Source organism: Brevibacterium sp. FAM 24630 (assembly GCF_049804075.1).
Classification (GTDB): Bacteria; Actinomycetota; Actinomycetes; order Actinomycetales; family Brevibacteriaceae; genus Brevibacterium.
In genome coordinates this window covers 142271-153557 of the sequence record NZ_JBNBZD010000008.1, presented here as the reverse complement: position 1 = coordinate 153557, position 11287 = coordinate 142271, and the positions used below count along the sequence as shown (strand labels likewise).

At 64.4% G+C, this 11287-nt stretch carries 9 protein-coding genes; 7 read left to right on the top strand and 2 right to left on the bottom strand.

Annotated elements, in window-relative coordinates; translation table 11 throughout:
• Positions 1–16: 16 nt before the first annotated feature.
• Both glyA and ACPUD7_RS08540 read right to left on the bottom strand, forming a co-directional pair.
• The gene (glyA, locus tag ACPUD7_RS08545) at positions 17–1276 is read right to left on the bottom strand and encodes a serine hydroxymethyltransferase (RefSeq protein WP_096157085.1); all 1260 of its coding nucleotides are present in this window, start codon (positions 1274–1276) and stop codon (positions 17–19) included.
• Between the two features lie 280 nt (positions 1277–1556).
• Positions 1557–2261, bottom strand: a complete 705-nt coding sequence (locus ACPUD7_RS08540) for a hypothetical protein (RefSeq protein ID WP_073884832.1) — start codon at positions 2259–2261, stop codon at positions 1557–1559.
• 171 nt (positions 2262–2432) lie between these two features.
• Between ACPUD7_RS08540 and ACPUD7_RS08535 the strand changes: the two genes are divergently transcribed.
• The 7 genes from ACPUD7_RS08535 (at position 2433) to ACPUD7_RS08505 (ending at position 11128) form a co-directional block, all read left to right on the top strand.
• Entirely contained in the window at positions 2433–4250 is a 1818-nt protein-coding gene (locus ACPUD7_RS08535) for an ABC transporter ATP-binding protein (protein WP_073884833.1), read from the top strand.
• Entirely contained in the window at positions 4247–5986 is a 1740-nt protein-coding gene (locus ACPUD7_RS08530) for an ABC transporter ATP-binding protein (protein ID WP_425119626.1), read from the top strand. The genes ACPUD7_RS08535 and ACPUD7_RS08530 overlap by 4 nt, the downstream gene beginning before the upstream one ends.
• An 85-nt stretch (positions 5987–6071) precedes the next feature.
• Entirely contained in the window at positions 6072–7334 is a 1263-nt protein-coding gene (locus ACPUD7_RS08525) for an MFS transporter (RefSeq protein WP_073884835.1), read from the top strand.
• A gap of 237 nt (positions 7335–7571) precedes the next feature.
• Positions 7572–8201, top strand: coding sequence for an MptD family putative ECF transporter S component (locus ACPUD7_RS08520; protein ID WP_096157083.1), 630 nt, complete (start codon positions 7572–7574; stop codon positions 8199–8201).
• A complete protein-coding gene (locus tag ACPUD7_RS08515; RefSeq protein ID WP_096157082.1) occupies positions 8198–8908 on the top strand; it encodes an energy-coupling factor transporter transmembrane component T family protein in 711 nt (236 codons plus the stop codon). The genes ACPUD7_RS08520 and ACPUD7_RS08515 overlap by 4 nt, the downstream gene beginning before the upstream one ends.
• A 14-nt stretch (positions 8909–8922) precedes the next feature.
• Entirely contained in the window at positions 8923–10401 is a 1479-nt protein-coding gene (locus tag ACPUD7_RS08510) for an ABC transporter ATP-binding protein (protein ID WP_425119625.1), read from the top strand.
• Positions 10391–11128, top strand: a complete 738-nt coding sequence (locus ACPUD7_RS08505) for an alpha/beta fold hydrolase (protein WP_096157080.1) — start codon at positions 10391–10393, stop codon at positions 11126–11128. Before ACPUD7_RS08510 ends, ACPUD7_RS08505 begins: the two co-directional genes overlap by 11 nt.
• Positions 11129–11287 lie beyond the last annotated feature (159 nt).

Genomic DNA, 11287 nt, shown 5'->3' with positions numbered 1-11287 from the left:
TGAAGTGTATGGGTGCTCAGGGCAGGCTGGTTGTGGCATAGAGCGGATACCGGTTGGCCAGTGCGGAGACGCGGCTCGCGAGGCTGGGACCGTTCTCCGCTCGGGTTAGGGCGTCGGCCAGGATCTCGGCGACCTCGGCGAAGGCGGAGTCGTCGAAACCGCGAGTCGCAAGGGCCGAAGTGGCCAGCCGAAGCCCAGAAGGTCGACGGGATGTGCGCGTCTCGTTCGGAACCGTATTGCGATTGACTGTCACGCCAATACTCTCCAGATACTGTTCTGCGTCTGCACCGTCGGTGAACTGGCCTTGTTCTATTGCTTCGGACAAATCAAGCAACACGAGATGACAGTCAGTGCCACCGGTCACCACCTGGATCCCCGATGATCTGATGTCGGGCTGACAGAGCCGCTCGGCGATGATCTTCGCGCCTTGAAGTGTTCGCCGTTGGCGCTCGACAAACCCAGGTCGGCCGGCGAGATGGAAGGTGGCAGCCTTGGCGGCGATGCTCTGATTGAGCGCTCCGCCTTGGTGCCCGGGGAAAACAGCCGCGTCGATTCGGTCGGCCAGTGAGCCCCGGCAGAGGACCAGCCCACCGCGCGCACCTCCGAGAGTCTTGTGGGTCGTGCTGGTGACGACATCGGCATACGGCACCGGCGAGGGGTACACACCGGCTGCGATCAGGCCAGCAAGGTGTGCCATATCCGCGACGAGAAAGGCGCCGACCTCGTCGGCGGTATGTCGGAACCCGGCCCAGTCAACCGTCCTCGGATAGGCTGTCCACCCTGCAACGATGACTCGCGGTCGATGCTGGCGCGCGAGACGGGCCACGGTCTCCAAGTTCACCAGCCCGGTATCGGAATCCAGGTGATATCGGACAGCTTTGTAGAAGGTTCCTGAAGCATTCATTGTCGTGCCGTGTGAGAGGTGCCCGCCGTGGGAAAGGGCCAAACCCATCACCGTGTCACCAGGTTTCATCAGGGCGCCGAACGCAGCGGCGTTCGCCTGAGCTCCAGAGTGCGGCTGCACATTTGCGTGGTCGGCCGAGAACAGCTTCCGAGCCCGATCAATCGCGAGACGTTCAATCTCATCGATATGGGCACATCCGCCATAGTAGCGACGGCCCGGATATCCCTCGGAATACTTGTTTGTCAGTATCGAACCCTGCGCCTGAAGCACGGAGACTGGCGCGAAGTTTTCCGATGCGATCATCTCCAACGTCTGCCGCTGACGTGACATTTCCTCCGACACGAGGGTGTGCAGCTGGGGGTCTGCGTCCATCAGTGACTCGTCGAGATCGTTGTGCGCTGGCGGCGACGCTCTGCGAGTTGACCGAAGGGACTCATCGGAGTCCGGCGGCCAGGCGTCAGTGCTGTCTGTCGCGGACAAGGCAATCACCTCCGATGGGCTCGGCAAGCGCGGGTGACCGGAGATCCGCCTGGGGAGGGTGTCCGCGCCGGGTAGGACCGACAATCCGATGCCAGGTGTGCAGTGCACAAATTATCGATCGGTGCTAGTGTACCCGATGCCTTTAGGTGAGGCTACCCTAATGAGATGTTGCCTATGGTTTCATCGGCTGTCTCGTCGCAATGCGGGCTGCGACGCCGTCGAGTGCACGCTCGACTGCGTAGTTGTAGAGCCTATCGAGGTCAAAGGCATGGGCGAGCGTGTCCGCGAACATTGCCGCCCCTGGATGCTGACTGTCCTCGGACAACATGCCGAGGCTTGCGAGGATCGCGTCCTGAAGCTTGGGGTCGACATCTCGCTCGTCTTCGGAGGCGATCAGGTGCACGGCGGTATTCAATAGCATGATGTGTGCGGCGGGTGCTTCGTCGCCCAAGCCGGCCTCAGCGAGCTTGCTGACCCCGGTATCGATCATCAGCACCGCCGCAGGGACGGTCGTGGCGGCCATGCCGAGCCAGCGGGCGACGCCGGGGTGCGCAGACAGTGTGTCGTGCAGCGAGGTGAGGAGCTGCTGATACCACGGTCGCCACGAGAGTTCTGGTGACGGTAAGTCGACTGAGCACATGACGGCGTCGACGATGACGCGGTCGACCTCGTGGCGTGGGCCGACGCGGTGCGCAATCGCCGTCGGCCAGCAGCCGACCTCTTTCGCGAGGTCCCGAGTGGACCACCCGGCTAGGCCGCGGGCGGCTGTGAGGCGGACTCCGGCTTCGATGATCTGCTCTGTAGTCAAGGGGGCTTCGTCCGCGGCGGTGCGCGGTCCGCGCTGGCGTTTGCTCTTCTTTGCCTTCGGCTTTGTCATGCTCGGCTCCCATCCGCGGAGTGTCGTGCCACCACGATACCCGGCGTAGTTGTCCGTTGAACAAACGCGCCGGGTAACGGTACACTCACTTCAAAGATTTGTGCACTGCACAGGGCCCGCGATCGGGGACCGTGCAGACCGTCGATGAGTGGATGCTTGAAAGGATGGCTCATGCCCGATGATGCGACCGCTACTCAGGCTGTGTTGCCCGACGCTCAATCCGAGTCGGCGCCGGATACGCTTGAGCCCGAGACGAGAGCCGCTGGTAGTGACAAGAGCCTCGGCTCGCTGCTCGCTCCGGTGCGTGGGCGGCTGATCCTGGCGGGGGCGTTCCAAGCGCTTGGCGCGCTGACGTCCTTGGTGCCGTATGTCGCGATCTATCGGATCGTCGAGGAACTGTTGCAGCCGGCAGGCGCGAGCGGGAACGTGGTGTGGGCGTGGGCGGTCATCGCCGTGATCGGCGTGTTGGTGCGCACTGCCGCGACAGGGGCGGCATACACCATCACTCACGGAGCGGACGGAACGGTGGGCCAGGCGCTTCGGCAACGATTGACCGATCGGCTGTGGCGGGTGCCGCTGGGCTGGTTCGGAGAACGCTCCTCGGGTCAGGTGAAGCGCCGCCTGCAAGATGACGTGCACGACGTGCATCATCTGGTGGCACACGCGATCAACGACCTGGTGGGAGCCATAGTGGCCCCGCTCGCGGGATTCGTACTGCTGTTCGTCGTCAACTGGCGATTGGGCCTGGTGTGCCTGGTGCCGGTGCTGCTGTACTTCGTCGGACTGAGCGTGATGATGCGCGGAAACACGGAGAACGCGGCACGCTGGGACGAGGCATTGGGCCGGGTGAACTCCCGGATCGTGGAGTTCGTGCAGGGCATCGCGGTCGTGAAGACATTCGGCCGGACGCGCAGCACTCAGGAGCGCTACCACGCAGTCGGTGACGAGCTGGCCGTGTTCTTCGAACGCTGGATGGGACCACTGCTACGCGTCAACGCGCTGGCGAGTGCGGTACTGGCACCGCCGACGGTGATCGCCCTGGTGCTCGCGACAGGGGCCTGGTTCGTCCATTCAGGGTGGGGGGCGCCGGCCGAGGTGCTGCTGGCGTTGATGATCGGGGTCGGACTGGGTGCACCGGTGCTGAACATGGGGATCGGGGCGCAGGCAATGCGCACCGCCACCGCGGCAGCGGCGCGGCTGGGCGACCTGCTCCGCACCCCGGTACTACCGCAGGTCGCGCATCCACGCACCCCGGAGGGTGCCGTGGTGGAGTACGACGGCGTGCGATTCTCCTACGATGGGCAGACCGACGTGCTCTCGGACATCGACCTCGTACTGCGACCCGGCACCGTCACAGCACTGGTGGGCCCATCGGGCTCCGGCAAGTCCACGCTGGCGCGGCTGCTGCCCCGGTTCTGGGACGTCACCGACGGTGCGATCCGGATCGGCGGAGTCGACCTGCGGCACGCGGCTCCCGAAGAGATCTACCGGCGAGTCGCATTCGTGTTCCAGGACAACGTTCTGCTGCGCATGAGCGTGCGCGACAACCTGCGCCTAGCGGCCCCGGACGCTGACGACGCGACCGTGGAGGCGGCAGCGCGAGCGGCGCAGATCCACGACGTGATCATGTCCATGCCGCATGGCTACGACACGATCGTGCACGAGCAGGTGACTCCGTCCGGCGGTGAGACCCAGCGGCTGTGCATCGCACGGGCCATGCTCGCTGACGCTCCCATCGTGGTGCTAGACGAAGCCACCGCCTTCGCAGATCCCGAATCAGAAGCAGCCGTCCAGGACGCCCTGTCAACGCTGATCGCAGGCCGTGCGGTCCTCGTCATCGCGCACCGGCTGCGCACGATCACCGACGCGGACCAGATCGTGGTTCTCGAGGGCGGCCGGGTCGTCGAGACCGGCCGCCATGACGAACTGCTGGACCATGGCCGACTCTACGCCGCTCTGTGGAACGCCCAGGAAGGAACGACCGCATGATCCGCAAGCTGCTGCCGATCCTCGCATCGGACGACCGGGCGAAGATGCGCGCCTTCCTCACCGTCTGCGTCGCCTACGGGATCCTCCAGGGCGTCGCGCTGCTGCTGGCGATCCCCGCACTACGCCACCTGCTCGCAGGTGAAGCTTCTGCGAGCTGGCCGTGGATCCTCTCGGTGATCGGTGCCGCTGTCATCGCGGGCATCGCATTCTCGATCCAGAGCGTGCTGGGATCCCGGATCGGGCTCGCCCTGATGCGCGGCCTGCACCGCAGCATCATCGACCACCTCGGCGTGCTGCCGGTGGGCTGGTTCTCCTCCGATCGCACCGGAAGACTCTCGCAATCAGTCTCCCAGGGCACGACCGCCGTGTGGACGGCCGCCTCGACCCTGATCCAGCCGCTGGTGACCGCCGTCGTTACGCCCATGACCATCGCGCTAGGGCTGCTGTTCATCGACTGGCCGGTGGCGCTGACGATGCTGATCGCCGCCCCACTCCTGTATCTGGTGTACCGGTGGGCGGCCGCGCTCGCTGAGCGCTCGGCCGATCAGATCGACCAGGCGGCGGTTGAGGCGGCCAGCCGCGTCGTGGAGTTCACTCGCGCCCAGCCGGTGATGAGGGCATTCCGGGCCGATCAGGCCGGCAACGGCATGCTGGCGAGAGCACACCGCGCCCAACAGGAAGCCTCCCGCCGCTCGCTGCGCACCAGCCTGCCCGGCCTGATCGGCTTCGCGACCGCCGTGCAGCTGATGTTCGCCGCCGTCTTCGTCATCGCCGTGTGGCAGTCCCTCACCGGCGCGGCGAGCGCGGCGACCGCCGCCGTGGTGCTGTTCGCCGCCGCACGCTTCACCGGTCCACTCATCGACGCCGCCGACCTCGGCTCCGCGCTCCGGCTCGCCGGTCACGACCTGGATCGCATCGACAATGTCCTCGACGAACCCGCGCAACCCGAGGGCACAGACAGCATCGAACAGGCCGGAGAACTCGCCTTCGACCACGTCGACTTCACATATCCCGGGGGTCGACAAGTGCTGCACGAGGTGACTTTCTCGGCGCACCCGGGAACCACTACCGCTCTGGTAGGGCCGTCAGGATCGGGCAAGAGCACGATCCTGCAGCTGGCCGCCAGGTTCTTCGACCCCGACGCAGGCACTGTGCGCATTGGCGGTGTCGATGCCAGGCTGCTGCCGGTACAGACCGTGATGGAGCAGCTCTCGGTGGTCCAACAGAACGTCTACCTGCTCGATGACACGATCGAGGCCAACATCCGTTTCGGCAACCCGGAGGCCACTGACGACGAACTGCACGAGGCGATCCGTCTGTCCCGCGTCGACGAGATCATCGACCGGATGCCCCACGGCCTCGACACGCAGGTCGGCGAGGCCGGAGTCGCGCTCTCTGGCGGAGAGCGTCAGCGCGTCTCCATCGCGCGAGCCTTCCTCAAGGACTCGCCCATCGTGCTTCTCGACGAGATCACCGCATCGCTCGATCCGGAGAACGCGATCGCCGTCCACGCCGGCCTGGCCGCACTGTCTGAAGGCCGAACCATGCTGATCGTCAGCCACGACCTGACGACGATCGCCGGAGCCGACCAGATCCTCGTCCTCGATGACGGCGCGATCGTGGAGCACGGCACCCACACCGACCTCGTCGCCGGCACAGGTCTGTACGCCGACTTCTGGGCCGAACGCGAACGGGCCCAAGGCTGGCGCGTCACCCACCCCACCGACGCCTCATGAAACGACACGCGAGAACAGCGCGGTGTGCGCACACATGCTACGCCGTCATCGTGACCGACCCGGATGCACTGAAGGACCCCCGAGGATGACGACAAGCAACCCCGCGCAGATCAAGCTGGTGCTAACGGCGGTGTTCCTGGCCTACCTGGCGCAGATGACGCTGAACCCCATCATTGCCCCGCTCTCACGCGAGGTCGGCCTGGCCGAATGGCAGGTCGGGGTGACCATCAGCACAGCAGCGATCATGGTGGTGCTCACGGCTCAGATATGGGGGCGCCGGTCGCAGTCGCTGGGACGCAAACGCGTTCTCCTCGCGGCGCTGGCCCTCGGTGCGATCGCGACGGCAGCCTTCGCGCTGATCTCCCAGGTCGGCATGATCGGCGCTCTCAGCGGCACCGTTCTGTTCGCGCTGTTCGTCGTGCTGCGCGGTATCGGGTTCGGCACCGCCATTGCTGCTATCCAACCAACCGCGCAGGCCTACATCGCTGATGTCACCACCGATGAGACCACCCGGATCAAGGGCATGGCCGGTGTGGGCGCGGTCCAGGGCGTGGCTCAGATCGCCGGTTCCGTTGTCGGTGGCCTGCTCGCCGCTTTCGGGCTGATGGCCCCGATCCTCTCCGTCCCGGTGCTCCTCGCCCTCGGCCTCGTGCTGGTCGCCCTTCGGCTGCGCCCCGAGGCGCGCACCACACTGATCGAGAAGCCTACGAGCGTCCGGCCGACAGACTCGCGGGTGTGGCCGTTCCTGCTCGCCGGGTTCGGCATGTTCACCGCCCTGGGGTTCATCCAGATCGTCACGGGCTTCATAGTCCAAGACCGACTTCACCTGGACGCGAAGACAGCCGGAGTGCTCACCGGCGCGGCCCTCCTGGCCGCAGGTATCGGCATGATCCTCGCCCAGACAGTCGTTGTTCCTAGTACGGGATGGGGCCCGGCCACCCTGCTGCGTGTGGGCGGCGTGGTTGCGCTGCTCGGATTCCTCGTGCTGATCCCCGATGCCGGGCCGGTCGCCCTCTTCGGATCGATCGCCCTCATCGGCCTGGGCTTGGGTACCGCCATGCCCGGCTACACCGCCGGACCAACACTGTTGGTCTCCCGCGAGGAACAAGGAGGCCTGGCCGGGCTCATCGCCGCCAACATGGGTCTCACCTTCGTCGTCGCACCCACCGCCGGTACCGTCCTGTACGGCGTCTGGACCTCTCTGCCGATCATCGTCGGCGCGGCCATCATGGCCATCGTCTCCGTGTTCGTTCTCCTTCACCCCCGATTCCGACGCATCCCGACTCCGCCCGAAGGCGATGCGACGAATTCGGACGTGCCAACGCAGGACGCCGGCCATGAACGTTGAGGCAAACGTCGTGGCAGGCATCACCGGGAGCCTGGAGCCTGCTTCGGTGAGTGGCCGAGCCAGGAACGCTGGGGACACGATCGGAGTGGATCACAGCTTTAGACTCGCCCTCCATATGAGCCTGGCTCCTCACGGATCGAGGAGGTCGAGGGCCGGCACGCACCAATTCGACGGTACGGTCTCGCGCCAAATGCCTACTGGTGACTTCCTGCCTAAACACTGCTCGAAAGGACCGCTATGAACACTTCAACCCGGGACAATTCCACCTCGCCGCGAAGGCGGCTGGGGGTCAAAGACCTCGTCACCATTGGCATCTGCGGTGTCCTCGCGATGGTGATTAACACCGTGATCGGCATGATCCTCACCCCGATCTATGGCTTCGCTTACCCTGTCGTCGGCGGCCTGTGCGCGCTGTTCTCAGCCCCGGTGTATGTCCTGATGAGCTATCGAGTCGCTAAGCGCGGAACCGCTGTGCTGTTCTACCTGATCATCGCGATCATCTCCGCGCTGCCGGGGTTCTTCTACATGATCCCCTTCTACCTGGCCGCCGGCCTGATCTGCGAGACCATTCTGTGGCGACCGCGAGCGTACCGCAACGGCATGCTCAACGCTGTGACCTACATGATCTTCGGAATCATGTTCTCGATCGGCTCCTACCTGCCCATCTACCTCTTCGGCGACACCTACTATGACCAGTTCGAGAGCATGGGCGCCTCGGCCGAACTGTTCCTTCGTTTCGCGACCTCCCCGGGTGCGGTGGCAGTGTCCGTGATCGCCGGTGCCGTCCTGGCCCTGCTCGGGCACTGGATGGGGCGGAAGCTCCTGTCAAAGCACTTCGTCAAGGCCGGGATCATCAGCGCCGCATGAGACCAGGCTGGCTGCGGTTCGACCCGCGCACGACAATGCTCCTGCTCCTGCTGTGCAGCGTGCTCACGCTCCTCGTAGACGCAGCGGGCCTGTTCTGTCTCGTCGCCGGAGCATCGGCCTATCTGCTGCTCACGGGCATGTGGCTGCAGGCCATGACCGGCGTATGCGTGTTCGTGCTGCTGTATCTGGTGCAGTACGGAATCGTTGAGTATGCGACCGGGCCAGGGCTGATGCTCGGCTTCATGGTATTCTTCGCAGCACGGATCATGCCCGTCGCGATGCTGGTGCAATGCCTTGCCGAGACACCGCCAGGTGAGCTCGTCGGGGCGTTGCAGCGGCTCCGGGCGCCTCGTGCGCTCGTGCTTCCCTGCGCGGTCATTCTGCGCTTTCTGCCGACGATCAGGTCGGAGTTCGCATCGATTCGCGACGGGATGAAACTGCGTGGCTTGTCCGCGCTGTCGTGGCGAACTGCGGCACACCCTATGATGGTCGTCGAATCGATCTACGTGCCTCTGCTGATGCGGAGCATGAAGGTCTCCGACGACCTATCGGTCTCTGCGGCCACCCGCGGGGCCGACAACCCCGGTCACCGAACATCGCTGCGGCAGCTTCGCTTCCAACCGGTCGACGTGATCGCCGCGGCATGCGCGATCACGGCGCTCGGATGGGTGCTGGCAGACCAGCTCGTGACAGGTACATCGATATGATCCACCTCGACGACGTGAGTTTCTCGTACACGGCCGGGGCCACGCAACTGCGCCACGTGTCCTTCCAAGTCAGCCGCGGCGAGTTCGTCGTCCTCACCGGGCCCAGCGGCTGTGGCAAGACCACCCTCACCCGGGTCCTCAACGGGCTCGTCCCCGGGTTCTACGGCGGGGAACTCGAAGGCGGCGTGCAGATCGATGGAACGAACGCCCGCGAACTGCAATCGTGGGAGTACGGTCGGCTCGTCGGCAGCGTGTTCCAAGATCCGAAGACCCAGTTCTTCGCACCGGTCGTGCGTGACGAGCTGGCATTCGGATGTGAGAACTACGGGTTCCCACCCGAAGACATTCAGGCACGCATCGAGGACCTGTCGCACCGGCTGGGTGTCAGCCATCTCCTCGATCGCGCACTCCTCACCCTCTCCAGCGGCGAAAAGCAGAAGGTCGCGGTCGCCGCTGCGGCAGGCACACGCCCTCCCCTCTATGTGATGGACGAACCCTCCGCCAACCTCGATCTCGACGCCACCCGAGAACTCGCAGGCGTGCTGACGACGCTCAAGGAGTCCGGCAGCACCATCGTGATAGCCGAGCACCGCCTCACCTACCTCATGCACCTCGCCGACCGGATCGTCTACATGGACGACGGGGACATCCGACACGAATACACCCCTGCCCAGCTGCAGAACCTGCCACAGGCCACGCTCGAAGAACTCGGCCTGCGTGACCCGGTTCTCCGCACCACGGAACCGGGGGCACGGCATGTCTCCCACACTTCGCTCGGCGGCGACCCTACCGTCGAAGTCACAGACCTCACGGTCCGCAGGAAAGGGCGCGGCGCATCATTGTTGACGAGCTTGTCGTTCACCTTGCAACCGGGTGAAGTCGTCGCACTCGCCGGACCGAACGGCGCCGGGAAGACCACGCTCGGCCGCACCCTGTGCGGACTCGAGCGCGCAGGCAGGGGTACGATCTGCCTGCGCGGAGCCCATTCCCGCCGAGCCAAACGGTCCCTGAACACGTGGTTCGTCATGCAGGACGCCGACAGCCAGTTGTTCTCAGACAGCGTGCTCGGAGAAATGACGCACGGCGCCAAGTCCACCCCCGACTCTATGGCCCAAGCGCAACGGGTTCTCACACAACTCGGGCTGTGGGAGTACCGGAACAGACACCCAGGCTCGCTGTCCGGTGGGCAAAAGCAACGCCTGACCATTGCTGTAGCGCTCATGCAAAACCGACAGTTCATCATGCTCGATGAACCGACTTCGGGACTCGACGGGAGAAATCTCCGCCGCGTCGTCGACTGCATCACCGAACAGGCCGAGCGCGGTAAAACGATTCTGGTGATCACTCACGATCCAGAATTCATCCGGAAGGCCTGCACCAGAATGCTCCTGGTCCGAGATCAAACTCTCACAGCAGACGTCCCACTCGAACCGGACACCTTCGGACTCGCCCTGGACCACCTCAATAGGAAGACGGCTAGACATGACGAGTAGTTTCTCTCTGCTCGTCCACGGCGGGATGCACGGCGCTTGGTGCTGGGAGAGGGTGATCCCACACCTGCGGCATCGGACGATTGCTATCAACTTGCCCGGCCGACCCGGGGCAGGGAAGCAGCCGCCGACACTAGACGGATTTGCCGAAGCCATCGTCGACGCCATCAACGATGAACCAGGAGAAGCTGTCATAGTTGCCCATTCACTGGCCGGGATAGTCGCATTGGCGGCCGCGGAACGGGCTCCGAGAAAGATCAAGAAAATTGTCTTCGTTGCTGCAGTAGTTCCCCCATCGGGCTCGTGTTTCTGGGATATGCTGCCTGCGCCTCTGCGATGGTTTGGCAGATTCCTTCTGAGCGGAGACAAAACGACGATCATGCCACGATGGATGGCCCGAGCGGTGTTCTGCAATGATCTGTCGCGTGAGGACCAAGACCGACTCCTTGATAGCCTCGTTCCTGAACCAGTGCAGATACTCGACACCGAATTGCGCTACAAGATTCCAGAGAACGTCGGAGTCAGCTATGTTCTCACAACCCGCGATCGAGCCATTAAGCCGCGAATGCAACACGAGTATGTGAACTCGCTCCCCAAACGGACGCGTCACTTCACCGTAGATAGTGGCCACAGCGCGTGGTACTCCCGTCCGACTGATCTTGCCGAAATCATCAATGCAGAGATCGAAGACGATGGTTCGTCCAGCACAGCTCGATTCATATGGGTTTGAAAGAGGTCGATCGTGTGGGCCGTGGAACTTGAAAGTCACCGGGTGTGCGGACGGACGCGGCACAGCAAACGGCCGTTCAAGGGTCCGGTGCTCCGGATGTAAGTGAGCATCGGCGACGGCGCGCGTCTGGCTCCTGCTATCAGCGTTCTTCGCCGTGCA

What these genes read in the sequence shown, in the direction of transcription:
- glyA (WP_096157085.1), bottom strand. Translation starts at nt 1,276, where the DNA reads ATGGACGCAGACCCCCAGCTGCACACCCTCGTGTCGGAGGAAATGTCA.
- ACPUD7_RS08505 (WP_096157080.1), top strand. Translation starts at nt 10,391, where the DNA reads ATGACGAGTAGTTTCTCTCTGCTCGTCCACGGCGGGATGCACGGCGCT.
- ACPUD7_RS08520 (WP_096157083.1), top strand. Translation starts at nt 7,572, where the DNA reads ATGAACACTTCAACCCGGGACAATTCCACCTCGCCGCGAAGGCGGCTG.
- ACPUD7_RS08540 (WP_073884832.1), bottom strand. Translation starts at nt 2,261, where the DNA reads ATGACAAAGCCGAAGGCAAAGAAGAGCAAACGCCAGCGCGGACCGCGC.
- ACPUD7_RS08535 (WP_073884833.1), top strand. Translation starts at nt 2,433, where the DNA reads ATGCCCGATGATGCGACCGCTACTCAGGCTGTGTTGCCCGACGCTCAA.
- ACPUD7_RS08515 (WP_096157082.1), top strand. Translation starts at nt 8,198, where the DNA reads ATGAGACCAGGCTGGCTGCGGTTCGACCCGCGCACGACAATGCTCCTG.
- ACPUD7_RS08525 (WP_073884835.1), top strand. Translation starts at nt 6,072, where the DNA reads ATGACGACAAGCAACCCCGCGCAGATCAAGCTGGTGCTAACGGCGGTG.
- ACPUD7_RS08530 (WP_425119626.1), top strand. Translation starts at nt 4,247, where the DNA reads ATGATCCGCAAGCTGCTGCCGATCCTCGCATCGGACGACCGGGCGAAG.